Genomic DNA, 24,021 nt, shown 5'->3' with positions numbered 1-24,021 from the left:
AACGTTAACTTGCCTGAACGATCCACAGCCGTTTTGCGTTGTCGAGATGCGCCGCGACCGACCGGCCGGAACCGCGGCACCGCGTCAGATCAGAGACGCGGCATCGCGATGGAGGTCCGCATGGGCCGATCGAGCCCGCGGCGAGCCCAGACCTAGCCAACAGGAGCGCGAGCATGAGCGACAACGGGCGTGAGCAATTCGAGGTCCCCAAGGACATGCGATCGATGGCGGAAGCGAGCTTCGAGCAGGCGCGCAAGGCATTCGAGCAGTTCGTCTCCACCGCGCAGGCGACCGCCGGCTCGATCGAGGAGCGCAACGCCAGCGTGCGCGCCGGCGCCAAGGACATTTCCAGCAAGGCGTTCGCCTATGCCGAAAAGAACGTGCAGGACTCGCTGAACTATGCGCAATCGCTGGTCAAGGCCAAGGACCTGACCGAGATCATGAGGCTGCACAGCGAGTACGTGCAGAGCCAGATGCGCGCGCTCGCCGACCAGGCCAGCGAAATGGGTCAGATCATCAGCCGTGCCGCGATCAATGCGGTGAAGCCGAAGAACTGAGCCCGCGCCTTCCACCTCGGTGTCCCCGGGGACAGCGGCATCCCTGCGGATGACGGGGCATCCCGGCGCTGACCTCAGCCTTGAGGTTCGCCGCGGAACCTGCATCCGATTCGGTCAAAAGTTGCGGCATTGCAGCGATTTCACGTTGCGTTGCACAAAATTGACATATATGGGTGTTTAATTGGCCATGCCCGAATTGGGCATTCCCGTGAACCAAGGCAGCGTGATCCATTCGACGTTCCGGTTTTCCAGGCTCCGGGGCGTTCGCAAGGGTCACATCGAGTCACCCGTTGCGAAGGATGCACGTCAATGACCAACCCGTCCGATCCGTTTTCCGCTTCGATCATTCCCTTTGAGGTTCCCGAACAGATGCGCGCCTTCGCCGAGAAGGGCGTGTCGCAGGCCCGCGACAACTATGCCCGCTTCAAGGACGCTGCCGAGACCCACAACAGCACGGTCGAGGCCGTGTTCACCAGCGTCAGCAAGGGCGCCAGCGAGTATTCGGCCAAGCTGATCGAGTTCTTCAAGGCCAACACCACCTCCTCGCTCGACTTCGCGCAGGAGCTGTTCGGCGTGAAGTCGCCGTCGGAGGCACTGGAGCTGTGGACCTCGCACACCCGCAAGCAGTTCGAGACCTACACCGCGCAGGCCAAGGAACTGGCCGAGCTCGGCCAGAAGGTCGCCGCCGAGGCCGCCGAGCCGATCAAGGCCAGCGCCTCGAAGTATTACAAGCCGGCCGCCTGATCGCGCCCGCTTCACGTTCGCGGAAGGCCCGGGCCGTGGTCCGGGCCTTTTTGCTGGAGGAAGCCGTCGAACCGGCCTTAGATTGTCGCGGAAATCGCTGCGTTACGGCCTTGCCAAAGTCCGGCGTTGCACCTAGTTTCCGCCCGAAATCGCCGCCCCGCCTTGAGGGCCGCGTGCCAGGATGCAGTTGTAGCTCAGTTGGTTAGAGCGCCTGTCTGTGGAACAGGAGGTCGGTGGTTCGAGCCCACCCAACTGTACCATCCCACAGAAGCCCGCACGCGCTCGCGACACGGCGAAGCTTTCCAAGTCCCGCTCGCAAATCGCTAGCACTTCTCAAGTTGTTCTCTCAGAATTCCCGCCGCCCACGCCTTGGGGAGCCGGTCCAGTTTCGCGAACACCAGCTTGGCTCCGACGGCCTTAGCGTGTGAAAGCGGCGAGCTCTGGCGTCCTTTCGCCCGCTCTCGGTTTGTACGTGTTCGGCCACGAGTCTCCAGCAGCCACCATTGAGATAACCTGCAACGGCCTCGCGCTTTGGTCCCCAGGCCGCTGCGGGCCTGCTTGTCTTTCGATACGCGCAGATAGGAGACGAATGCCATCAGCCGTGGTCGCGAGCCTTTACGCAAATCGGCGTGGTACACATTTCGGAATCCCAGCGATTCCTTTTTGCATAGCTTTCCTATTTGCGAGGAACGAAGTCCGGCGATGACATCAGAACGTGAAGTATTGCTTTTCAAGCCTCCAATGCGCAGCCACCACCTCACTGGTGGCCTTTCGCTCCTAGTCGGCTCAAATCGAATGGCCGCGTTGATGCCAGCGGGGGCTGGGTTGCTCTTTTTTTCTCTGTCTGAGAACGCTCCGGTCACGGCATACCTTCAGGGCCACAGCGAAATCCGACCCTTGGGAATGAACTATTTCAACGTTGCCCAAGAGATGCATGACGCGGTTACATCGAATTTTGCCATCGCCGGTATCACTCCCATCGGGCAGTGTCCCGCCGAATACCAGTTCGCCCGCTGGGACGGGATTGCAACCGCCCTGCATCAATCGCAACGCGGAGCGGATGCGCTTATTGCCAAGCGCGTAGCGTCGGAGATTCGGTCATCTCGCGCTCGTTTTGAGCGCCTTTCTGCAGCTTATCGAACCGTTCTTTCGGAAACTTGGACCAGGAGCAAACCAGCGCCTGCTGCTCACATCTTCACGAGCGACAAGTACGCCGCATATATTGGAAATGAGTATCGCGCAGTGCTCAATGCGCTTTACGGCCTTCGCGACGCCATCTTGGCGGCTACGCACCGATTGGGCTTTAGGCGCCAAGAGCCATTCAACCTCAAGAAGTTGAAGCAGTTGATCGCCATAGAAGCGACTGAAGTAGCGAAGCTAATTTCCGATTCCATGTTTTCGAGCAGCGGCGACCTGTTGATTGACCACATGTCGCTGTACCGGAGCATTGCTCAACATTGCCTTGGGACTACCAGTCCAATCTTTGGCGACGTTTATCAGCTAAGGCGCTCGAATGGGCCTTACGGCGAGTTACGCTATTTGGTGTATCCCTTGTATGACGACATTGAAAAAATGCGCGCAATCGAGCGGGGAGCTTCGCAGGGCGTGTTAGAGCCCCCCTCCGATGAGGAAATCAAGCGGTTTGGTTCGCTGGGACATTACAGAGATGCGCTTGAATTTTGTTATGATTGCTTTCACCGCCTTTTGCGGATTGCAGACCTTCTTCAGCAAGAGGCCGGAATTGCGCCTCAAGTGCTCACACTGACGGAAGAACAAATTTTGGAGCTGACCATCACCGACGCCACGGGGAAGGTAACAAGAGTAGGACGGGATGAAAACACTGGCCGACTGGTCGAGGAAGAGCGTGACGGTTAGCCGTGCCTTTTGCCTGTTCCCAGCGCATGGTCTTCAAAATACCTCACGACAGCGGCTGAGAACGATTTCGCATCTTCGTCTGACATTGGCCCGCTGGGCCAGCCTAAGCCGTATGGATTGGCGGGCCAGATGGGCTTGAGAAGTTTCCGAGCCGCCGGGGCGGTGCGCCAATCCCAACCCCTTGGGATTTCGGAAAAGTGGGAACTCATTGCGAACACATAGAGGACGCCCACTGAGAAGGCGGTTGTCTGCAACGTCGGCGCTAGGTCCGCATCGGATATGCTGTCAGGGAGGATGTCCGCATTGATGACTGGGAAACTCGCCTTCACCCACTGGGTCGCGTTCTGCTGTCGTGGATAATGACCGACCCAAATGCACCACCCCGGTGGGGGCGTGCGCTTGTCCATCAGCCAAGTTCTATCCGATTGAGGGATGGCAACCCTCTTTAGGTCGTTTGAGAGGTATTCCCCGGTCATCGTCGCCATGGCGGCCCACGTGGCTACTAGGGTCTGATCGGTTTCACCTAGAGTGATGGCTGAACCATCAAAGAGGGAAATGAGGATCGGCTTGGCCGCGTTCTGTATCTGGCTAAGCCAACCGCTGTTACAATCCGCGCAGACCACAGAAACCTGGGCACCCAAATGGTCCCCGGCCCGTACGCGCATGTTGGGGGAGATGGCCGTCCGGGTTGCGGAACGAAGATGTTGGCGTGGGTGTGCTTGTTCGCAGTTCGCGCCACGTACCCCTTGGTCCAGTCTCCCCACACGTGCTCGCTCGTCATCTTTTTCTGCTGACCGCAAAATACGCACGTCTTGGGAGGGGAGACCATTGTGGTAGAGGTTCCGAATAGAGTTGCGATAAATACAAAATACCACTACGACGTCTTGTCGAGGTGGAAAAAATCAGAGTTATCAACGCTGAAGCGGCGTTCCGACAGTGCTCACCCAACTGTGCCACCGCGGGGGCATCCTACTGACAAGCTGGACGTATTTTCGCCGCCAGGTCGCGGCCGCTTGATGATGCTGCGGTGTACCTGATGCCGAATGCCCGCTCCCTTGGTAAGAGTATGCCCCTACCAAACCGAGTGGTGCGAAAGCTTCCAGGCAGCGGTTAGAACCTGGCGAGTGTTCTCGAACACTGCGGCGACCTCGTATGTGAAAAGGAAGAAGGCGCAATAGAAGGCGCCGGGATACTCATCGCTCCAAAGTAAAAGGCGCCGGCTCAACGGTATCCTGATTTTTTCACGGCCCATGATGAGCGTGACAACGGCACCGATCAGGGCGCCGGCGACGATGTCGGACGGATAATGATAGCCGAGATAGACGCGCGGAATTGAAATCACCACAAGACTGTACAGGATCGCGAGCCAGCCCCAGCGGCGCCAGATCATGAACACACCAACAGCCAACGCAAACTCAAATGCGGAGGTGTCGCTCGGAAAGGAGCCCCAGTTCCACAATGTCTCGGTGCTGACGTTGTACGGCAATGTGAAACCGACCGCGGGATCATGGATCGGGCGCAGCCGGAACGGCAGATAGAACCTGATGATCTTCGTGAGCAGAAGTGACGCGATCGTCGCCGCAAGCGTTGAAATGACCAGCGACCGCCGCAGTTTTTGATCCGGGTCTCGCTGAAACCACGCCAGCCACAGTAACGACGTCACAACGGCGCCCTTGAACACGGCTTGGCTTTCCACGAAGCCTATTGCCGTATCGAATATCAATGAGCGATGTGCAAACGCGTTGAGAAGTCCTAAGAGATACTGGTCAGGGTTCACGGGCGCGGCCCCCGGCTAAAACCCAAACTAGGCGGCCCTGACTTGGGCAACTCAATGGCGCTTTCGGCCAGAGGGCTCCGGGCCATGTTCCCGATTCTGGACATATCGAGCAACAGGTTGCCGACGGCAGTGGTCGGGCCCGGAGCCGGGGCCGCTTCTCTCCCTCCGCCAGTGCACTCGCACCGGGTGAAGAAGGCGATCAAGCCGACCGCGCGCGAAACGCGGTTGGCGATCCGGCCGCGCAAGGATGGCATTACTGCGATTTCAAGAGCCACGCACGCGACAGACTGACGCCTTGTGACGCTGTCACGCAGCATCATCTCTCCGGTTTGGTATTCGGTGCGGATGAAGGCGCCATCGCGCCATGCGCGGGATGGATCAGGAGAGATGTGTGAACGAGTTTTACAGAGGCGAAATCGATCGGCACTTCGCCTGGTTCGAGGCCAGGCTCCCGGCGCGGCCGGCGCGGTTCGTCGCGTGGCTGCGCAAGCCGTCGTCGCGCTATGTGCGGATTCCGCTCGCGATCCTCTTGATCCTCGGCGGCATCTTCAGCTTCCTGCCGGTGCTCGGGCTCTGGATGCTGCCGCTCGGACTCCTTTTGTTCGCACAGGACGTTCCATTCCTGCAGAAGCCGACCGCGCAATTGCTCGGCTGGGTCGAACGCAAATGGATCGAGCGCGAGCGCAACAAGCGCGCCGCAAAGCGCGCGCGATGAGTCAAATCAAGCAGTTAACTTGCTCCATTTCCAGTTGTGTCATTGCAAGGTGTGACTCAAAAGCCAAAACGTGCCGGTAATTCAGGCGACTTTGCGAATTGCAAGTTTTTTTTCTTCCACGAATCAACGCGCTGATTCATTTTTGGCTTCTGGGGTCAATCTGGAGGCCAAGGTATGAACGTCATTGTTTTCGCTTCGCGTAAGGGGGGCTCGGGGAAAAGTACCCTGGCTGCTCACCTTGCCGCGCAAGTGCACAAGGCAACGAAGCCCTGTCTGCTGATCGATGCCGATCCGCAGGGCTCGCTGACCCTCTGGCACAAATTGCGCGGCACCAACGAGCCACCGATCAAGACAGCGGTGAATTCGGTGGGCGGCATTATCGCTCAAGCCCAGCGTGACGGCATCGAATGGGTGTTCATCGACACGCCGCCGAACCTCTCGGCTGTGGTCGGCGACGCGATCAAGCACGCCACCATGGTGATCATTCCGGCGCGGCCCGGCGTGTTCGACGTCAACGCGGTGCAGGAAACGATCCAGACCTGCCGCTCGGTTCGCAAGCCCTATGCGGTCGTGATCAACGGCGCGCCGGCGCAGCGCGACGGTGTCGAAAGCCGCATCGTTGCGATCGCCCGTGAAGCGTTGGTGAAATTCCGCGCGCCGGTGTGGAGCGGACAGATCACCAATCGCGCCGATCTTCTGATGGCGCTGGGCCAGGGCGAGGGCGCCCGCGAGTATTCCGCGGAAGGCCGCGCCGCCGCCGAAATCAATCGGCTGTGGGCCGCGATCGAGCGTTCGATCAAGGCGATCCGCGGTTCGGCGTCGGCGTCTGGCGCGATGCACAAGCAGGCGGCGTAATCACGCAGCCTGATCCGAACTGAAAGAACGCGCGTCTCCCGCGCGTTTTTTATGATGCCGGTTATATGGTGAAGCGTCATTCCGGGCGATGCCTGAGCATCGAACTACGGTGCGCAATTGCGCACCTGAGAATCTCGAGATTCCCCGATGCGCAACTGCGCATCTGAGGTTCACGCTTCGCGTGCCCGGAATGACAGGGCGAAAAGTTACGCCACCATCAGCATGTAGAAAATAATCACCGGCGCCAGGGTCAGGATCACCGACCAGATGCCGACAGCCCATAAAATATCCGCGGTCGTGAAGCCCTGCCTGGCAACAAGTCTGGACCTCACGCCAATCGAACGCACTTCCGATCTCACGACGCCCCCGCGCAATTCTTGTTTGTGGCGGTGACGGTGATACGCGATCGGCTTTAAGATCCCGGCCGCAATTTCGCTCGGATTTGACCACAGGTGCTACCGCGGATTAACCACGGCGGGCGCATCGGGCGGCGCCGTCGTGCGCGGCGCGAAGCCGATCAGTGCGGATCGTGAGGGACTTTGCGTTCATGGACCCTCCCCGATGTCGTCCCAGGTGAGGCAGTAGGCCAAAAGCTCTAAGATTCCAGCTTGCCGCACCCTTCAGGTTCGCGGCGGCGTATTCATCTTATCTTCACCGCGAGCCTGCGCTTTGCGGGCGGCCTCAGCGCATTCCGCCCTGGTCGCGGATCGCGCCGAGATGCTCGTTGATGCGGAATACGATCAGGATGAATTCGGCGACGATGCGCGAGAACACGATGCCGACGACGATGCTGGCGATCGATGCGAGCAGCAGGATGAACCCGACGAACGGGCTGATCGCCATGGCGGAGAGGGCGGACAGGATGCCGGAGATCCCGAACAGCACGATGACGCCGATCACCAGCCAGTAGAACGTCTTGATGATCGTGGGCGTGATGAAACGGTCCCACTGAAACAGATCCTGGAAATCGAACATCGGTGGTTCTCCCGGCAAGCCGAATATGATTCGCGTCTCATCCTACTGCGTCACAACCGGCTTGATCACTTCATCCCGAGCAGCTTGCGAAGCAAGCCTCTCGAATATCGAGGTCACCAGCCGGGCCGCATGGCGGGAGACGCAGTTGGAAGGTCTCTTCACCATGAGGGATGGATGCCGCAGTCCGCCTGAGCTGTCCCCTTGCGGCCAAGGGCTAGCCCCGAACCGGGCGCCGGGCAAGTCAGGGACGAGCTATGCGAGTGGACAGGTTGTGATTGCTGCAAATAACGGCCACAATCGGGCTTCCTTCCGGCATATCCTCACCCAATGACCACACTGACCTTCGAAGATTTCAGGCCCGGCCGCTTCGGGACGTTCGGCCCACGCCACGTCACCCGCGAGGACATCCTCGCCTTTGCCGCCGAATACGACCCGCAGCCGATGCATCTCGACGAGGAGGCGGCGCGCAAGTCGATGCTCGGGGGCCTGTCCGGCTCGGGCTGGCATCTCGGCTCGTTGATGATGCGAATGCTGTTCGACGGCTTTATCGGCCGCACCGCCTCGCTCGGCTCGCCCGGGGTCAATGAAATGCGCTGGATGGCGCCGCTGCGCCCGGGCGACGACTTGACGCTGGACGTCGACGTCGTCGAAGCACGCGTCTCGCGCAGCCGGCCGAGCACAGGCATCGTCACCTTCAAGGGCACGATCCGCAACGCGCGCGGCGAGGTGCTGTGCGAGATGGAGTCGCCGATCATCGTGAGCCGTCGCGACGGGGCGAGCGGGAAGGCATGATCCGGACCCGAAGGGCCGCGTCGGCCAATCGTGTGGCGCGGCTTTCCCCGCGACCGGCGCAAGGCGTTTGCGCCAAGATTATGCTCAAGTCAGGACGTTGTGCGCATGCGCTTTTTTGAAGATATCGAGATCGGCGCGCGGCGCGACTTCGGCTCGTTCACCTTCACCGCCGAGGATATCAAGCGCTTTGCCGCGCAGTTCGATCCGCAGCGTTTCCATCTCGACGAGGAGGAGGGGCGCAAGTCGCTGTTCGGCGGGCTTGCCGCGTCGGGCTGGCACGTCGCCGCGGTGTGCATGAAGCTGCTGGTCGCCGACGGCAAGCGGCTCTCCGCCGAGGCCGCCGCGCGCGGCGAGCCGGTCGCGGTGTGGGGGCCTTCGCCGGGCTTCCGCGAACTGCGCTGGATCCGTCCGGTGCTGGCCGGCGATACCGTCAGCTTCTCCAATCAGGTCGAGACCAAGCGCACCTCCTCGAGCCGGCCGGAATGGGGCATCCTGCAGGCGCGCAACACCGGCACCAATCAGCGCGGCGAAGTGGTGTTTTCTTTCCTCGCGACCGCATTCGTGCCGCGACGGCATCCCGGTTCCTGATGTTGCCCGCCGGCATCTGATGTTGCTGGAACGCCATGGTTAGCGGATCACTTACAGCGACCTACGCTGTTGTGCGTTGCGTGAAACGCGCTTTTTGCTAACGCGTTGTGAACGTTTGTGCCTGCCTATGGTTTGGGGCACAGCTTCAGGGGATACCCATGGCAGATCGCAGCGCGCTGAAACTGGTCGGCTTGATCTTCGCAACGGTGACGCTCGTTGTGATGCTGGCCACTGGAATGGTCGTGAAGGGCTTTGCCGACGGCGACTACTCGTTCGAGACCACCGCGAGCATCAATCGGTAGCTCGGAGTCCTCTCGCGACAGACGCTGATCCCGATTCGCAGGCGTGCGGATCCCTATCGAGTCCAGACCAACACCATCACCGCGGTCGCCACTGCCAGCAGTCCGACAAACCGGACCATGATCGTACCGACGCCTTGCTGCGACCGGCGTAGCGGGATTGGGTCGGTGTTATCCGGTCGAATGCGTTGCATGAATTCACCCCAGCGCCCATCGCCCCGATGGCGCTTCGAATTTGCTGCGGCTCCGCATCTAAGGCTTGATTCAATTCCTGCAAGAATTGCTGTGTGATGTGTTGTGTCACACTGTCACTCATGCCGTTCGCCGCGAGCCCCGGCTCGAGCATGCTCCAATCGTCGTCGCAAAAATGAAGCCGCCGCCTCCCGTTGGGAGAGGCGGCGGCTGTCGGCCTTGGTGCAGGTGTCGGATTAGCTGTTGCGCAGACCGTCGGCGGCGCGCTTCCACTGCGTGACGTTGTCGGCGATCATGCGCGTCGACTTCATCGCAGCCTGGCTGAGCTGGGCATAGCCGGAAATCTCGCGCTGGACGCGCTGGCCCTCGGCATGCAGCAGGTCGCGCAGGCTCTCGAGCTCCGAGATAAGCTTCTCGATCTCGGCCAGTGACGTGCCGGCGACGCGCTGGATCAGCGAGTTGACGTTGTTGACGGTGGCGTCGGTGTTCGGCTCGACCGGCGCGGTCTCCGGGCTCGCCACGGGCCGCCGCAGGTAGGCGATGTCGTTGCGCACGAAGTCGCGGATACCGGCCTCGACCTCCGAGACGGCAGCGAGGTTGGTGTCGACGTCCGAATTCGTCTCAGCGTCTTCGGATCGGTTGGTAACGTTCATCGGCTTTCCCCTGTTCGCATGGCGAAGCGCGGCTGTCCCCCGCACGACGAATTGATCAATCTGGTGATAGTTGCAGACCTATGAGTCCCGCCGAATTTGGCCGCATCTGGGCCAAGTTGCGGCAATGGTCGATCATTAGCACGACAAGACTAACGGATTCTTCACCACGTCCGCTTGAAGCCGGCGCTGATGCTCTTGCTGGTCGTGCCCTGTGCGGTCTCGCCGACCGAACCGGAGACGGTGACGCCGTCGAACAGCTTCTGTTCGGCGCCGATCCGGCGCAGCCACCGGTCGTCGGAGGTCGACAGGGTCTGTCCTGCCGTGATGCTGGTGCCGGTGTCGTTGACCGACAGTTTGGCCGACTGGTCGGTATCGTAGCTACGCCACGAATGGCTGACGATGCCGGGCATCGGCACAGCGCCCTGTTGGGTGATGTTGTAGCCGTTCTCCAGGGTGAGCGAATATTGGTCTGACAGCGGCACCGATTTGCTCAAGGAGGTGCCGATCTTGCTTTGATCGGCGCCGGGATCGATACGGGCTTCGACCGAGGTCTTGTCCCAGATCGAGGCCACGCCGGGCGCCGATATCGAGGCCCAGGCGGAGCCTCCGGACTCCGGCAGGCTGCCGCCATTGGCGATCCGTTCCGACAACTCCTCCGACGTCGTCAGCGTGCCCTGCCGCGCCACTGTCATGTCTGCACCCACGCGGGTGTCGAGGAACGGCGAGATCGACTGCTTGACCGACACGCCCGACGTGCCGTTGGCATTGAGGCTGGACGACCAGGACGGATCGTTGCTGGCGGTCCTGCTCGGCTTGGCCGCGCCCTTCGGCAGGAGCGTGGGCAGGGTGGTGGAGTCGGTGTTGAGCTGGCTCCAGTCGAGCTTGCTCTCGTCGATATCCTTCAAAATGTCGGTGTCGTTGGCATCGGCGGCCGGCGCCGCCTCTTCGGTCACGGTGGCCGGCCCGGTGTCATCCCCGCCGGGAAGCGTCTGCGCCGCGGCCGAAAGCGCCATGGCCAAGCTGAAGCCTGCGGCCAGAAGGGGCAGCCTTGCCGAGCCAAATCGTAATGTAGAGATCATTCCCAGCCCGCGAATTCCAGAGCCGCAACATGCGGTTCCCGTGGTACGAAATTGTGGCAAGGCGATCGGACAAGGCGCCGCCATGTCCGGGCCCGCGCGCCAAGCATGTAGTCGCGCAAGACGTCCCGGCAACCCTCGCGGCCCGCTCGGGGCTGGCAAAAAACAGGCCGCGGAGCCGGGACGATGGCCCGGACATGACGAACACGTGAAATCGCTGAAGCCAGTCAGACCGCGATGCGCGGCAGATGGATCGGATAACCCACGGTCTGCTCGACGAGGTCGAAGCTATCGACCAGCACACGGAAGCTGGTCAGCCTGCCGGCCTTGAACTGGGCGAAGTGCGCGAGCCGCAGCGAGATCGGCTTGTTGGTATCGAGCGCGGTGAGCGAATAGCGCAGCATCGAAGCTGCCGAGTCCACGCCCAGCATGATCCGTTCGCGATCGAAGCGGTGGACCCGCAGATTCTCGCCGATCTGCCTGATGACCTCGAGCACGGCGGCTTTGCCCCGCCGCTGACCGAAAAACGAAAACAGGTCGATTGGCCCATAGATCGCCCATTCGACCTCGTCGTCGAGCAAGGGCTCAATGTCCTCAAGCTGGCGTTCGTTGATCGCACGATGCAACGCGCGCGAAAAACGCCAGAGGCTGTGCTCTGTCATTTGTCGTATTTCCTGAAACTGGATTTTCAAAGCAAGCAGGCGGCAGGGGCGTCAGCGCCGACACCGTGCCAGGTTGCTGCACATCACTATTGCCGCCCCAGATAGTGCGGATCGGCCAAAACGCAAATGATATTTTTGCAATGCACAATTGCGCGGGAACTTGGCAAAACGAGCCGGCTTCTCAGCGTCGTTGGCGCTCGCGCTGCCGGACCGGTTGCTGCTCGATCGCGATCGCGCCGTCGCGGACCGCCACCACCGCGAACAGCAAGGCGCCTCCGATGCCGCCGATCGCGGCACCCAGCGGCATGCAGGTGAAGAACACCAGCATGCCGCTATAGCCTTCAAAATCCGTGGTTCTGAAGATTTCGACCCATGCGAGGCCGGCCCCGATGCCGAGGGCAGCGCCGCCAAGGGCACCTAGGGCAGGCCCGAGCAGCGCCAGCAATGCGATTTTCATGATGGTTTCAGCCCCGACAAGCGCAACAAGCCATGTGATTGGTCGATGTTGCGCAGGCGAGGTTCACCGTTGGCGTACGGATTTTGCGGGCGAACAGGTCGGCCGCGAGACCGTGCTAGAGCCCGGTGGTCAGCGTCGCCGCGATGTCGCGCTCCAGCACCTGCTGGACCAGATCGAAGGTGTCGATGATTTCGCGGATCTCGATGATCTTGCCCTCGCGCAGGGTGTAGAACACTGCGACGTCAAACTGCACGACGCGCGCATTGTCGCGCTTGCGGAAGAAGACGCGGAGCTGGGCCGCGACCCTGTCGCCCTCGGCGACCACGATCGGCGCCTCATAGCGCATATCGGAATAGCGGTTGTGGATCGTGGTCCACATCTGCCGCAGCGCGGCCTTGCCGCGGTGCTGGCCCATATGCGGCAGGATGTCGATCGGCGCATTGGCCAGGAACGCGATGTCGTCGCTGCAACTGTCGAGCGCTCCCTCGATGCCGCCCGCATAGTAGACGTCGAGGAAGTTCAGCACGCGTCGTCGGTTCAGATCCTCGCCCATGTTCGACTCCGGCCGGTTGGTCCGACTCGCCTTGCCCCGCATTGTGAACCGAACCGGCCCACGATCAACCGGCAAATATGCTAGGTAGTTTGACAAGTATTTTGACAGCTAGTTTGACGCGGCTGGAGGAATTTGGTTCAGCATCCAGGGCGTGTGCTCAGCGCGGGAACGCATGCAGAATGGCGGTTCCGCGCTGCGCACGTGACGCTTCGAATTGGTGAGGCACGGGCCCAGCTATCCGCGAATTAATGAAACCTCCCCGCGCGCGCCCGGTTGGGGCGACAGGGCGACGCATCCGCGACCAGGAGTTCCTGATGAAAAGCACCATTCCGCTCGTCGCCGGAGTGCTGACCGGCGTGGCCGCCGGCAGCCGCCAATCAGATGCCGAGCACAGGGTGCTGATCATGTATCCGTCCGACAACAAGGTCGCCGACGTCGTCGCCAAATAGGCGGCGCGCTGCCGGCGGCGAGCCGGTCCTGACGCCGGTCAAGGCCCTGTTCTCCTCCGGGGCCGGCCGGTTCGCCGTCGCGCCGGACATCTGGTGATGGCTCAATCCGCCGGCGCGATCTTGCGGGTTAAGAGGTCGATCGTGAACCGCTTCTTCTTTTCGTAGCCCGGCGGCACCAGTGCCTCGCCCGCTGCGAGGTCGTAGAACAGCTCCTTCGGCTTCGGAAAGCCCTCGCCGCAGGCGGTTCGGATGGTTTCGTCGTCGGCATATTCGACGTCGATGGCGACCGAATTCCGGCGCGGCCCGGCGGCCAGGTTGGAGAGATCGAAATATTTCGGCCCTTCGTTGCAGGTCACGACGTTGGAGCCGTAAGCGCTCACCGTATCCTCGGCCCTGAGCAGGAAGTCGGGCGAGATCGCGATGCCCTTACCGGGTTTGCTCGTAAACTCCATCCGCGCCACCGCACTTTCGAGATTGCCCTGGCCCATATGGCCGACCGCGCAGACCAGCACGTCCTGCCGCTCGTCCCGCGGCAGGACGATGCAGTCATGGCCCTGCGCGCCCGGCAGGAAGCGGACGAAGCGGTAGGCCTGACCATTCTTGGCGAACAGGGCGACGCCGCCGAAATCGGTGACGTGGGCCTCGCACTCGCTCTCATAGTTGACGACGAGCAGGGGGGTACTGTTCGCAAGGAAGCGTCCGGCATAACGCTCCTGTGTCAACGTCACATCGCAGGCGCGGCCGGCGGCGTTGGGATAGGATCTCGCGCGCGTGCAGGCCGATCCCTTGATGCTGGCCGCGGCGCAGAAGGTCGAGAGCAGCGCGCGATCGCTGTTCTGCGCCTGAGCCGCTTCTGCAATGAACAGGGCTGCGGCGCAGAACGTCAGCGCAACAACCCAATTGATTGGTGGTTTCGGCATGATCCCAAACAAACGGTCCGCAGTCCCGCAGCATTTAGAGCACGATCCGGGCGGATGCGCAGCGGTTTTCTGCGCAGGCCGCGCTGGAACGGGCGAGGCGGCTTGACCGTTGACGCGGCGGGATTGCGCCGGAGCCATGATATGAGATCCGTCTTGTTCGCTTCCATCTTTGCCATCGCATCATTTGCCGCCGTGTCTGCCGCCAACGCCAAGGGCTGCATCAAGGGCGCGATCGTCGGCGGCGTCGCCGGACACTATGCAGGCCATCACGGCGTGCTCGGTGCTGCGGCGGGCTGTCTCTATGGCCGCCACCACGCCAGGATGCAGGCGCGCCAACAGCAGCAACCGGCGCAGCCGACACCGCAGAACAGGCAGCAGGACAAACTGTGACGTCGCAGGACAAATTGTAACCCGGGATTTCCGGAACGCCGCTCGCGAGGGCGGCGTTGTCTCCTTTGCGTAACGGAGACATTGATGACGAAACCAAAGACAAGAAACGTCCAGCCCGTTCCCGAAGACAATCAGAGCCACAAGGGCCCCGGCAGCGCACCCGGTGTTCCCCTCGACACCACCAAGGGCCACCGCGACGACGAGAAGCACAACATCCGCGAGCAAGCCGCGCACGGCAACCTGACGCAGAACACCAGCAACAAGCGGTCGGGTTAGGCGCAAGCGCAGGCGCAGGCTCGCGCAACCTGTCCGTTGCGAGGAGCCAACGGGTCGCGCGAACGCGCGCTCGATGACAGGCTCCGCGACTAAGTCAAACAGGTTCCTCAGTCGTCATCACCCGCGCATGCGGGTGATCCAGTATTCCAGAGACGCCAGAGCTTGACCGAGAGGCCGCGGCGTACTGGGTGCCCGCATGCGCGGGCATGACGGCCGAGAGGATGCGCGGCCCGCGCGGCGTCTTGCTTCGAGATGGCCGCGGCGCGGCCTCCTCAGCATGACGGAGCGCTTTCGATTCACATGTCAAACAGCTTCCTCAGTCGTCATCACCCGCGCATGCGGGTGATCCAGTATTCAAGAGACGGCAGAGCCTGATCGAGAGGCCGCGGCGTACTGGATGCCGCCTGCGCGGGCATAACGGCCGAGAGGATGCGCAGCCCGCGCGGCGTTTTGCTTCGAGACGGCCGCGGCGCGGCCTCCTCAGCATGACGGACAGCTTCCGGTTCACATATCAAACAGCTTGCTCAGTCGTCATCACCCGCGCATGCGGGTGATCCAGTATTCCAGAGGCGTCAGAGCCTGATCGAGAGGCCGCGGCGTACTGGATGCCCGCATGCGCGGGCATGACGACTGAGAGCATGCGCGTCTGCGTTCTTGCGGTCCGCGGTGATCGCGAGCGTTCGCCGATCTGTCGCACCGGCAAGGCCTTGCCGTCGCCAGCCCGTATGCTCTATCTGCGACATGCAGATCAGAGATGAACGAGTTGAAGACGCCGCAGCGATCAGCCGGATCACAGCAATGGCGTTCGAGACAGCGCCTTACAGTAGCGGCGCGGAGCCGCGCATTGTCGAAGCGCTGCGCCACGGCGGCGCGCTCGCCGTCTCGCTGGTGGCGACATCAGACGACGGAAGTATCGTCGGCCATGCCGCATTCTCTCCGGTTCGGATCGATCACGAAGCCGGGCACTGGTATGGCCTCGGCCCGGTCTCGGTGGTGCCGGAGATGCAAAAGCTCGGCATCGGCCGTGCGCTGATCCGCGAAGGCCTTAGCCGGCTGGCGGCGCTGGATGCCGACGGCTGCGTCGTGCTCGGCGATCCCGCTTATTACGGCCGCTTCGGTTTCGTCAGCGACCCCGCGCTGACCTATGGCGGTGAGGCGAGCCCGTATTTGCAGCGGCTGGTGCTGAGGGGCCGGTCGCCGAAGGGGGATGTGAGGTACCATCCGGCGTTCGAGCTCGCATGATCGGGGGCGGGACGGGACGTCCCGGGTAGTTAGACAAAATCGGTCGTTTCTAGGAATTGTTCAGCTTGCACACGCGTAGCGAAACGACCGACCTCCTCATAGTCCGGATCATGCTCTGCTGAATCTGGTGAGCGCATCACGATGAACTCGTTCCCGTCCTGTTCGATCAATTCGGTCCGATCTTCGCTCTTGAACGGAGACATGTGTCGTGCGCCACAATGCGGGCAATCGTCGTCACATGTGCAGGACCACTCATCGCGCCAGACTCTACTGCAGCGTTCGCACCGGTAGAAGTTTATAAACCAAGCCATAGCGGACCCTCACGATTTCAGTCGGTAGTTGCCTCGCGAAACAAACTCGACGAATCCACGATCACGCAGATATTGAAGCTGTTGGCGTATTTTCGGCCTGACATTCTGGTTACCCGGATACAGGTCGCCAAGATGACGTTCGAAGGCATAGACCTCGTCGAGCGTGAACTCACGCTTCCCAAGCGACTCAACGCACTTCATGACGTCGAGAAGCCAACCGCGCGATTCCAGTGACTCGCTTCTAAGGAATAGCGTCTTCTGCCATTCGGCGAGAACCACCTCTTTGTCGCGAATGATACCGTTCTGGACGATGTGGATTTTGCCCGACTCCGGGACTTTCCCGAGCAGGATATTGGAGCCGATCCAGCCGGCACGCCTGGCAGTCGCCTTGAGCGGCTTTCGTTCTTCAATGATGTCCCGAACAAAGAAGTGCTTCGGGACGATGAGCAGATTGACGACCGCGAGCGTCTTCAGGTCGTAGTTCATCAAGAGAAGGTTGGGATTGTTGCTCGCGTCCAGGCGTTCGCACTTCGTCTTGTAGGCGCCGTCCGCTACCTTTGCGCCGAACTTTCCCTTCTGGCTCTTGAGTTCGAATTCCTCGCTGCATGTGCCGCAGAGGAAGTCGGCCACCGGACTGTTGTTGGGAAACTGGGACATCTTCGCATTGCCGCAGTGCGGGCAATAGGCCCAAGCCTTAACCCAGGCTTCCGTCCACGCGCGAGCGCTTTGCGAGCCGCTGGTGTAGGACGTCTGTGATTCTTCGAAGCCGAGTTTCATAGAGTCAGCGTAGCGAAACGGGATCAAATTTCCAGCGTTACGCCGCTTCGATTTCTGCAATGCTAGCCGGTATCGCGACGGAATAACCGAATCTCACCCACCGGATATAGCCGATGTTCGGCGACGTCTCACGCGTCCGGCGGTCGGGACAGCCTTACCGCTTCTTCCACCCGCCGCGCTTGCCAGGTGCCCCGCCGCTCGACCTCGGCGAGGGACCAAACTCCGGCCCTGACTCGCGCGAGTTGGTCGGCTGGATGATCCGGCTGGTGCTGCCGAACGGCTTGGTCGGCAGCACGCTGCTCGCGCGGAACGGCAGGGATTCCGGGCCGTGCATCTCGTCGAGATCGGGCTTGTGCACGCGCGAGCCGCTCTTGCCGCCGCGGCTCGCCTTGATCGAGGTCGCGGCGGACTTGTTCTTCAGCGCGCTGGCCGGCAGGTTCGCGGCCTCGCCGTATTTCTTCGCACCGGCATAGGCGCCGGCGCGGTTCTGCACGACCCTCTGCTTGGCGGTGGGATCGTCGACCACGGCCATCTCGGTGGCGCGCAGGCGCTTGACCTCGTCGCGCAGCCGGGCGGCTTCCTCGAAGTTCAGGTCGGCGGCGGCTTCCCGCATCCGCGTCTCGAGGTCGCTGAGCACGGCCTCGAAATTGTGCCCGATCGAGATCACGTCGTCGGCGACGCCGCCGTCGCCGATCTCGACCAGCACGTGGTCGCGCTCGTAGACCGAGTTGAGGATATCGCCGATCGACTTCTTCACGCTCTCCGGCGTGATGCCGTTGGCCTTGTTGTACTCGACCTGCTTCTCGCGGCGGCGCGTGGTCTCGGCCATCGCGCGCTCCATCGAGCCGGTCATGCTGTCGGCATAGAGGATCACCTTGCCGTCGACATTGCGCGCGGCGCGGCCGATGGTCTGGATCAGCGAGGTCTCGCTGCGCAGAAAACCTTCCTTGTCGGCGTCGAGGATCGCGACCAGCGCGCATTCGGGAATGTCGAGGCCCTCGCGCAAGAGGTTGATGCCGACCAGCGCGTCGAACGCGCCTAAGCGAAGATCGCGGATGATCTCGATGCGCTCGATGGTGTCGATATCGGAGTGCATATAGCGGACGCGGATGCCCTGTTCATGCAGATATTCGGTGAGGTCCTCCGCCATGCGTTTGGTGAGCACCGTGATCAGCGAGCGATAGCCGGCGGCCGCGGTGGCGCGCACCTCGCCGACGAGGTCGTCGACCTGGGTGCGGGCCGGGCGGATATCCACGGGGGGATCAATGAGGCCGGTCGGACGGATCACCTGCTCGACGAACACGCCGCCGGATTCATTCAGCTCCCAGCCGCTCGGCGTCGCCGACACCGCGATGGTCTGCGGCCGCATCATGTCCCATTCCTCGAAGCGGAGCGGGCGGTTGTCCATGCAGGAGGGCAGGCGGAAGCCGTATTCGGCAAGCGTCGCCTTGCGGCGGAAGTCGCCGCGGAACATGGCGCCGATCTGGGGCACGGTGACGTGGCTCTCGTCGGCGAAGATCAGCGCGTTGTCGGGCACATATTCGAACAGCGTCGGCGGCGGCTCGCCGGGACGGCGCCCGGTGAGATAGCGCGAATAGTTCTCGATGCCGGCGCAGCTTCCGGTCGCCTCCATCATCTCGAGATCGAAGGTGGTGCGCTGCTCCAGCCGCTGCGCTTCCAGCAGGCGGCCCTGGTCGTTGAGCTGGTCGAGGCGCTGCTTCAGCTCCGACTTGATCGACTTGATCGCCTGCACCAGCGTCGGGCGCGGCGTCACATAGTGCGAGTTGGCGTACATCTTGATGAATTCGAGCTCGTCCTGCTTGTGGCCGGTGAGCGGATCGAATTCCTCGATCGTCTCGATGGTGTCGCCGAACAGGTTCACGCGCCAGGCGCGGTCCTCATAGTGCGCCGGGAAGATGTCGATGACATCGCCGCGGACGCGGAAGGTGCCGCGGGTGAACTCGGCCTGGGTGCGCTTGTACTGCAGCGCGACGAGATCGGCGATCAGTTGCCGCTGGTCGATGCGCTCGCCCTTCTTCAGCGCGAAGGTCATCGCGGTGTAGGTCTCGACCGAGCCGATACCATAGATGCACGACACCGAAGCCACGATGATGACGTCGTCGCGCTCCAGCAGCGCGCGCGTCGCGGCGTGGCGCATGCGGTCGATCTGTTCGTTGATCGAGGAATCCTTCTCGATATAGGTGTCGGTCCGCGGCACATAGGCCTCGGGCTGGTAGTAGTCGTAATAGGAGACGAAGTACTCGACCGCGTTGTCGGGGAAGAAGTTCTTGAACTCGCCGTAGAGCTGCGCGGCCAGCGTCTTGTTCGGCGCCAGGATCAGCGCCGGGCGCTGCGTCGCCTCGATCACCTTGGCCATGGTGTAGGTTTTGCCCGAGCCGGTGACGCCGAGCAGCACCTGCGTCCGGTCGTTGCGGTCGATGCCCTCGACCAGTTCGGCGATCGCGGTCGGCTGGTCGCCCTTCGGCTCGTAGGACGACTTGATCTCGAACCGCACGCCGCCCTCGGATTTCTCCGGGCGCGGCGGCCGGTGCGGCGTCCACACCTTCATGGAGCCGTCGTCCTTGCGGAATTCGGGGCGGCCGTCGCGGATCAAATTCTCCAGCGCGTCGGCGGTCGCCTTGACGCCGAGCGCTTCCATCTTGCTGCGCGGCGGCCGCGCCAGCGCCTCCTCGTCATCCTCGGCGGTCGGAAGGCCAAGCTGCCGCGCCAGTTCCGGATCGAGGGTCGGGACGGTGGCCGAGGTGCCGTAATGGGCCTGCGGCGCCTCGTCGAAGCCTGAGGCGTCGCGCTTGGCGACCTGTTCGCTGGTTCCGCGCGTTGACGCCCGCGCGCGGTGCGCGGCGGCCTCGCCGCCGGAGCGGCGGTCCCAGGAATTGTCCGGCGGCGGCTGCAATCCGGTGCCGGAGCCCATGCCGGCATCGCCGCGATTGATCGCGGGATTGAGCAGTTCGGCGAGTGCAGGCCCGATCGGTTGGACCTCGGGCCGGTGCGCTTTGGATCTGGGGGATTTGCCGGGCTTTTTCGGAGTGCGTGGTGTCTTCGCCATGGCCGGAATATGGGACGAGTCCGGCAGCGAGAAAAGGGCAAAGGACGTGAGGACTTAAGCGGCAGCTCTGCTGTCAGCAGATGTCAGCAAGACCTCTCGTCCCGCTCTGAGCCGCGATCGGAGCACGTTACGCGCGGGGCTTGTCGACGACGTCGAGATGGAGCCCCCCACAGCCGGCGCAGCGCATGGTCCAGTATTGTGCGGAGCGGCCGGGAATGACGCGCAGCAATTCGAGCTCGGTCGCACAGTCCGGGCAGTGCGTTCTGACCTGCGGCGGCCATGCCGGCTCGGCCGTGAGTTGCGGGACGAGGCCGACCACGGCGTCGACCGTCAGGACGGCATTGTCACGCCAGAGCGTCGCTGGAACTGGTCGATATGCTTCTTGGCGTCGGCGATCGCCGCATCCTGATCGGACCACGCAAAGCCGATGTCGAGCGTCGGAAACGAGATTCCATCGATAACGACCGGCTCGTGATCGACCCGTTGAATCCTGGCGTGCCATTGCCCCGTCCCCACCTCGAACGACTTGATCTGAAAACCGCCGTAAATCATGAGCGACCTCCGGGATTCTGCTCATCTGAGCCAAGCACGCGGGCGGATCGCCAAATGTGAATGAGTTCACAAGCCGGCAGTTTTATCTGTGCGCGGCGACAGCAACAGCCGGCGCACCGAACGCGTCAACCGGCGTTGCGGGCTGCCTTCTGGCGCGTCGCAGGCTCGGCTGCGGCGCGAATGATCCAGCGGCGGAACGCGGCGAAGTCGCGCTGCTCGGCGCGAAAGCCGCGGTAGACGAGATACCAGCGCATGCCTTTCGGAACGCTGCGCGCAAATGGCGCCACCAGCCGGCCCGCGGCGAGGTCGTCGTCGATATAGGGCCGGATCCCCATCGCAACCCCGAGCCCGTCGACGGCAGCCTGCAGCGCCTGGCCGTAGAACTGGAATTCCGGTCCGCGCGCGGTGAGCCGCGGCACGCCGGCGGCCTTCAGCCATGACGGCCAATCGTCGGGCGAATGCGCGACGCGGATCAGGCTCGGGCCCTTCAGATCGGCCGGACGCTTCAGTCCGTTGGCGAGCCGCGCCGTGCACACCGGCAACAGGTCGGCGGCGAACAGCGGCTCGGCGACGAGACCCGGCCATTCGCCGTCGCCAAGTTGGATGCCGCAGCTCCAGTCGTCGGCGAACGGCACCTGCATGCCGCCGGTGGTGATCCGCACCTCGATGTCGGGCTCCTGTTTGCGGAAGTCGGCGAGGTGCGGGATCATCCACTTCATCGCGAATGTCGGCCCGACCCCGACGGTCAGCACGCGCGCGCTCGAGGCGGTGACCTGCGCGGTCAGGCTCGCCAGCGCGTCGAAGATCGGGGTCAGCCCGCTCTGATAGGCGCGGCCCGCCTGGGTGGTGACGAGCCGGTTCGCCTTGCGCTCGAACAGCGCGACGCCGAGCCGCTCTTCCAACAGATGCACCATCCGGCTGATCGCCGCGGCCGAGACGTTGAGCTCCTGGCCCGCGCCGGCGAAGCTGCCGGTGCGCGCCGCGGCTTCGAACGCCTTGATGCCGTTGAGAAAGAGCAGCCGCCGCATGCATGACCCTCAGGAAAACTGATGCAAGGGCAAGATAACTCAGTTTGCGGCGACGGGCCAAGGGCTGGAGAACCATGGCGTATTGGTTCGGATGTCGTCGACGTGATCTCTTGCCTCGCTCCGCACGCGGGTAGAAGGAGAGGTCAGACCGTGGGATCACGCTCGGGACAATGAGGGAGAGAGGCGATGGCGGAGACGACGGATGCCCTGGTGCTCGATCTCGTCGAATGGATCGCACGCGAGCCGCGGCCCTATGCCGAGGTGATCGAGACCTGGCGGACCTCATGCCCGCGGCTGACGATCTGGGAGGACGCCGTCGACCGCGGCTACGTCGCGCGCCGTCCCTCGATCGAGGGCATGCGCGTGACCGTGACCGAAAGCGGCGAGCGATTTTTGCGCGAGCACGGCCGGATGCACTGATTGGCCGAATCGACCTCTCGCCGGCGACGAGGCCATCCGCCGATCGGACGCTCGTTGAGGCGGTTGGCGTCATCACATTTGCGCGCGTCACGAAGCTGCCATTGACTCATCGGGAGCTTTGCGCCCAAATTCATGCAATCGCATCTTCTTTCGCAGGCGCATGCACGTGCGCGCCTCAACGCAGGATCGTCCCATGATCGACCTTCACTACTGGACCACGCCGAACGGCCACAAGATCACGATGTTCCTCGAGGAGACCGGGCTGGAGTACAAGATCTTCCCGGTCAACATCGGCAAGGGGGACCAGTTCAAGCCGGAGTTCTTGGCGATCGCGCCGAACAATCGCATTCCGGCGATCGTCGATCACGCGCCGAAGGGCGGCGGCAAGCCGCTACAGATTTTCGAATCCGGTGCGATCCTGCTCTATCTCGCCGAGAAGACCGGCCAGTTCCTGCCCGCCGATCTCTACGGCCGCTACGACGCGATCCAGTGGACGTTCTGGCAGATGGGCGGGCTCGGCCCGATGGCCGGCCAGAACCACCACTTCCGCAATTACGCGGTCGAGAAGCTGCCTTACGCGATCGATCGCTATGTCAACGAGACCAACCGGCTCTACGGCGTGCTCAACAAGCGCCTTGCCGACCGCGAATTCATCGCCGGCGACTACTCGATCGCCGACATGGCAAGCTATCCCTGGGTCGTGCCCTACAAGAACCAGGGCCAGAACATCGACGATTTTCCGCATCTGAAGCGCTGGCTGGAGACCATCGGCAAGCGTCCCGCGACCGAGCGCGCCTATGCCAAGGCGAAGGAGGTCAACCCGAATTTCGGCCAGCCCGCGATCCGCACCGAGGAGGAGCGCAAGCTGTTGTTCGGGCAGACCGCGGCCGTGGTGCGGTAGGGCAGCGCCTCTCCATTCGTCGCGGCCGGGCTTGACCCGGCCATCCACGTTCTTGAACGCGGGACGTCGTGGATGCCCGGGTCAGGCCCGGGCATGACGAGTTAGCTTTGCGAGAACAGTTCACGCCCCGACATACTTCGCCGCCCGCCGCTCCTTCCACGCCGCGAACCCTTCGGCCAGGTCACGGCTCGGCACCAGCGCGGCGAATTGCTCGCTTTCGACCAGCAGGCCCTCGGCAATCGGCATGTTGAGGCCGCGCGTCGTCGCGGTGATGACGCTGCTGACGGAAGCTGGCGAATGCCTGACAATGCGGCCGGCCAGCGCGCGGGCGGCGTTCAGCAACTGATCGTGCGGCACGACGCTGTTGATGAGCCCGATCTTAAGCGCATGCTCCGGCGAGAACGGATCGCCGGTCAGCAATAGCTCCAGCCCGCGCTTGCGGCCGGCCAGCCGGGGCAGCCGCTGGGTGCCGCCGAAGGTCGGCGGCATGCCGAGCTTGATCTCGGGCTTGGCGAACTGCGCGCGATCGCTGGCGATGGCGAGATGCACGGCTTCGATGATCTCGCAGCCGCCGCCGAAGGCTAGCCCATTGACGGCGGCGATCACCGGCTTCTTGAATGCCTCGAGCCGCGCGGTCATTGCCTGGCCGCGGCGCACGAAATCGCGCACCGCGATCGTGGAGCCCTGCGTCACGCTCTCGGAGAATTCGTGGATGTCGGCGCCGGCGGAGAAGGCGCGCTCGCCCGCGCCGGTGAGGATCACCGCGCGCACCGCCGCATCTCCCTCAATCTGGTCGAGCGCCGCCATCAATTGGTCGATCAGCGCGTAACTCAGCGCGTTCAATCGCTCCGGGCGGTTCAGCGTGATGAGGGCGATTCCGTCGTCGATGTCGAGCAGGATGGGCGCGGCCATGATGTG

General features: G+C 62.7%; 30 protein-coding genes and 1 tRNA gene. 15 read left to right on the top strand and 16 right to left on the bottom strand.

Annotation, left to right across the window (positions count from 1 at the left end; translation table 11 throughout):
* The first annotated feature begins 173 nt into the window (after window positions 1-173).
* The 4 genes from P6U25_RS32375 (at window position 174) to P6U25_RS32360 (ending at window position 3,176) form a co-directional block, all read left to right on the top strand.
* On the top strand, window positions 174-557 hold the full coding sequence (locus P6U25_RS32375) for a phasin family protein (RefSeq protein ID WP_407148792.1): 384 nt from the start codon (window positions 174-176) through the stop codon (window positions 555-557).
* A 309-nt stretch (window positions 558-866) separates the two neighbouring features.
* The gene (locus P6U25_RS32370) at window positions 867-1,301 is read left to right on the top strand and encodes a phasin (protein WP_280975486.1); all 435 of its coding nucleotides are present in this window, start codon (window positions 867-869) and stop codon (window positions 1,299-1,301) included.
* A gap of 183 nt (window positions 1,302-1,484) precedes the next feature.
* Window positions 1,485-1,561, top strand: a tRNA-His gene (locus P6U25_RS32365).
* Window positions 1,562-2,204: 643 nt separating this feature from the next.
* Entirely contained in the window at window positions 2,205-3,176 is a 972-nt protein-coding gene (locus P6U25_RS32360; protein ID WP_407148791.1) for a hypothetical protein, read from the top strand.
* Between the two features lie 1,072 nt (window positions 3,177-4,248).
* Here P6U25_RS32360 and P6U25_RS32355 read toward each other — a convergent pair.
* Window positions 4,249-4,953: a phosphatase PAP2 family protein gene (locus P6U25_RS32355; protein ID WP_407148790.1), complete on the bottom strand. Its 705-nt coding sequence runs from the start codon at window positions 4,951-4,953 to the stop codon at window positions 4,249-4,251.
* A gap of 391 nt (window positions 4,954-5,344) precedes the next feature.
* Here P6U25_RS32355 and P6U25_RS32350 point away from each other — a divergent pair, with 391 nt between their 5' ends.
* Complete coding sequence (locus P6U25_RS32350) at window positions 5,345-5,668, top strand: hypothetical protein (RefSeq protein WP_407148789.1); 324 nt, start codon at window positions 5,345-5,347, stop codon at window positions 5,666-5,668.
* Window positions 5,669-5,842: 174 nt separating this feature from the next.
* Window positions 5,843-6,523, top strand: coding sequence for an AAA family ATPase (locus P6U25_RS32345; RefSeq protein ID WP_407148788.1), 681 nt, complete (start codon window positions 5,843-5,845; stop codon window positions 6,521-6,523).
* 206 nt (window positions 6,524-6,729) lie between these two features.
* Here the strand turns inward: P6U25_RS32345 and P6U25_RS32340 are convergent, their stop codons facing one another.
* Complete coding sequence (locus P6U25_RS32340) at window positions 6,730-6,855, bottom strand: hypothetical protein (RefSeq protein ID WP_407152742.1); 126 nt, start codon at window positions 6,853-6,855, stop codon at window positions 6,730-6,732.
* A 349-nt stretch (window positions 6,856-7,204) separates the two neighbouring features.
* Window positions 7,205-7,498 (bottom strand): DUF4282 domain-containing protein, encoded by a 294-nt coding sequence (locus P6U25_RS32335; protein WP_407148787.1) that lies wholly within the window; start codon window positions 7,496-7,498, stop codon window positions 7,205-7,207.
* A gap of 327 nt (window positions 7,499-7,825) precedes the next feature.
* Between P6U25_RS32335 and P6U25_RS32330 the strand changes: the two genes are divergently transcribed.
* From P6U25_RS32330 to P6U25_RS32320, 3 genes are all read left to right on the top strand, one after another.
* On the top strand, window positions 7,826-8,290 hold the full coding sequence (locus tag P6U25_RS32330; RefSeq protein ID WP_407148786.1) for a MaoC family dehydratase: 465 nt from the start codon (window positions 7,826-7,828) through the stop codon (window positions 8,288-8,290).
* A gap of 105 nt (window positions 8,291-8,395) precedes the next feature.
* Entirely contained in the window at window positions 8,396-8,878 is a 483-nt protein-coding gene (locus P6U25_RS32325; protein WP_407148785.1) for a MaoC family dehydratase, read from the top strand.
* Window positions 8,879-9,036: 158 nt separating this feature from the next.
* Window positions 9,037-9,180 carry a hypothetical protein gene (locus tag P6U25_RS32320; protein ID WP_201456095.1) on the top strand — a complete coding sequence of 48 codons (144 nt, stop codon included), beginning with the start codon at window positions 9,037-9,039 and terminating at the stop codon, window positions 9,178-9,180.
* Window positions 9,181-9,605: 425 nt separating this feature from the next.
* On the opposite strand, the gene P6U25_RS32315 is transcribed toward P6U25_RS32320, so the two are convergent.
* The 5 genes from P6U25_RS32315 to P6U25_RS32295 form a co-directional block, all read right to left on the bottom strand.
* The gene (locus tag P6U25_RS32315) at window positions 9,606-10,022 is read right to left on the bottom strand and encodes a hypothetical protein (RefSeq protein WP_280975495.1); all 417 of its coding nucleotides are present in this window, start codon (window positions 10,020-10,022) and stop codon (window positions 9,606-9,608) included.
* A 161-nt stretch (window positions 10,023-10,183) separates the two neighbouring features.
* Window positions 10,184-11,101 carry a hypothetical protein gene (locus P6U25_RS32310; RefSeq protein ID WP_407148784.1) on the bottom strand — a complete coding sequence of 306 codons (918 nt, stop codon included), beginning with the start codon at window positions 11,099-11,101 and terminating at the stop codon, window positions 10,184-10,186.
* Window positions 11,102-11,325: 224 nt separating this feature from the next.
* A complete protein-coding gene (locus P6U25_RS32305) occupies window positions 11,326-11,760 on the bottom strand; it encodes a nuclear transport factor 2 family protein (protein ID WP_407148783.1) in 435 nt (144 codons plus the stop codon).
* Window positions 11,761-11,941: 181 nt separating this feature from the next.
* A complete protein-coding gene (locus P6U25_RS32300) occupies window positions 11,942-12,217 on the bottom strand; it encodes a hypothetical protein (protein WP_407148782.1) in 276 nt (91 codons plus the stop codon).
* Window positions 12,218-12,332: 115 nt separating this feature from the next.
* Window positions 12,333-12,770, bottom strand: a complete 438-nt coding sequence (locus P6U25_RS32295) for a nuclear transport factor 2 family protein (RefSeq protein WP_407148781.1) — start codon at window positions 12,768-12,770, stop codon at window positions 12,333-12,335.
* Between the two features lie 314 nt (window positions 12,771-13,084).
* On the opposite strand from P6U25_RS32295, the gene P6U25_RS32290 reads away from it, so the two are divergent.
* On the top strand, window positions 13,085-13,219 hold the full coding sequence (locus P6U25_RS32290) for a hypothetical protein (RefSeq protein ID WP_407148780.1): 135 nt from the start codon (window positions 13,085-13,087) through the stop codon (window positions 13,217-13,219).
* 101 nt (window positions 13,220-13,320) lie between these two features.
* Here the strand turns inward: P6U25_RS32290 and P6U25_RS32285 are convergent, their stop codons facing one another.
* Window positions 13,321-14,139, bottom strand: coding sequence for a hypothetical protein (locus tag P6U25_RS32285; protein ID WP_407148779.1), 819 nt, complete (start codon window positions 14,137-14,139; stop codon window positions 13,321-13,323).
* 141 nt (window positions 14,140-14,280) lie between these two features.
* Between P6U25_RS32285 and P6U25_RS32280 the strand changes: the two genes are divergently transcribed.
* The 3 genes from P6U25_RS32280 to P6U25_RS32270 all read left to right on the top strand — a co-directional run bounded on the left by P6U25_RS32280 (window position 14,281) and on the right by P6U25_RS32270 (window position 16,047).
* Window positions 14,281-14,529: a hypothetical protein gene (locus tag P6U25_RS32280; protein ID WP_407148778.1), complete on the top strand. Its 249-nt coding sequence runs from the start codon at window positions 14,281-14,283 to the stop codon at window positions 14,527-14,529.
* An 84-nt stretch (window positions 14,530-14,613) separates the two neighbouring features.
* On the top strand, window positions 14,614-14,805 hold the full coding sequence (locus P6U25_RS32275; RefSeq protein WP_407148777.1) for a hypothetical protein: 192 nt from the start codon (window positions 14,614-14,616) through the stop codon (window positions 14,803-14,805).
* Window positions 14,806-15,603: 798 nt separating this feature from the next.
* Window positions 15,604-16,047 carry a GNAT family N-acetyltransferase gene (locus P6U25_RS32270; protein ID WP_407148776.1) on the top strand — a complete coding sequence of 148 codons (444 nt, stop codon included), beginning with the start codon at window positions 15,604-15,606 and terminating at the stop codon, window positions 16,045-16,047.
* Between the two features lie 29 nt (window positions 16,048-16,076).
* Here P6U25_RS32270 and P6U25_RS32265 read toward each other — a convergent pair whose 3' ends face one another.
* From P6U25_RS32265 to P6U25_RS32240, 6 genes are all read right to left on the bottom strand, one after another.
* Window positions 16,077-16,250, bottom strand: a complete 174-nt coding sequence (locus tag P6U25_RS32265; RefSeq protein ID WP_407148775.1) for a hypothetical protein — start codon at window positions 16,248-16,250, stop codon at window positions 16,077-16,079.
* A 117-nt stretch (window positions 16,251-16,367) separates the two neighbouring features.
* On the bottom strand, window positions 16,368-17,135 hold the full coding sequence (locus P6U25_RS32260) for a DpnI domain-containing protein (protein ID WP_407148774.1): 768 nt from the start codon (window positions 17,133-17,135) through the stop codon (window positions 16,368-16,370).
* A 154-nt stretch (window positions 17,136-17,289) separates the two neighbouring features.
* Window positions 17,290-20,202, bottom strand: coding sequence for an excinuclease ABC subunit UvrB (gene uvrB, locus P6U25_RS32255; protein ID WP_407148773.1), 2,913 nt, complete (start codon window positions 20,200-20,202; stop codon window positions 17,290-17,292).
* Window positions 20,203-20,329: 127 nt separating this feature from the next.
* A complete protein-coding gene (locus P6U25_RS32250) occupies window positions 20,330-20,521 on the bottom strand; it encodes a hypothetical protein (protein WP_407148772.1) in 192 nt (63 codons plus the stop codon).
* A gap of 11 nt (window positions 20,522-20,532) precedes the next feature.
* Window positions 20,533-20,754, bottom strand: coding sequence for a hypothetical protein (locus P6U25_RS32245; protein ID WP_407148771.1), 222 nt, complete (start codon window positions 20,752-20,754; stop codon window positions 20,533-20,535).
* A 125-nt stretch (window positions 20,755-20,879) separates the two neighbouring features.
* The gene (locus P6U25_RS32240; RefSeq protein WP_407148770.1) at window positions 20,880-21,782 is read right to left on the bottom strand and encodes a LysR substrate-binding domain-containing protein; all 903 of its coding nucleotides are present in this window, start codon (window positions 21,780-21,782) and stop codon (window positions 20,880-20,882) included.
* Between the two features lie 186 nt (window positions 21,783-21,968).
* Between P6U25_RS32240 and P6U25_RS32235 the strand changes: the two genes are divergently transcribed.
* Together P6U25_RS32235 and P6U25_RS32230 are read left to right on the top strand one after the other, a co-directional pair.
* Entirely contained in the window at window positions 21,969-22,202 is a 234-nt protein-coding gene (locus tag P6U25_RS32235) for a hypothetical protein (protein ID WP_407148769.1), read from the top strand.
* A 193-nt stretch (window positions 22,203-22,395) separates the two neighbouring features.
* A complete protein-coding gene (locus P6U25_RS32230) occupies window positions 22,396-23,103 on the top strand; it encodes a glutathione S-transferase N-terminal domain-containing protein (RefSeq protein WP_407148768.1) in 708 nt (235 codons plus the stop codon).
* Between the two features lie 120 nt (window positions 23,104-23,223).
* Here P6U25_RS32230 and P6U25_RS32225 read toward each other — a convergent pair whose 3' ends face one another.
* Window positions 23,224-24,015 (bottom strand): crotonase/enoyl-CoA hydratase family protein, encoded by a 792-nt coding sequence (locus tag P6U25_RS32225; RefSeq protein WP_407148767.1) that lies wholly within the window; start codon window positions 24,013-24,015, stop codon window positions 23,224-23,226.
* Window positions 24,016-24,021: the final 6 nt, after the last annotated feature.

The sequence above is a fragment of the Bradyrhizobium sp. ORS 86 genome, from assembly GCF_045571475.1.
In the GTDB taxonomy this organism is placed as follows: domain Bacteria; phylum Pseudomonadota; class Alphaproteobacteria; order Rhizobiales; family Xanthobacteraceae; genus Bradyrhizobium.
The sequence above is the reverse complement of the archived record's forward strand: the minus strand, read 5'-3'. Positions and strand labels throughout refer to the sequence as shown.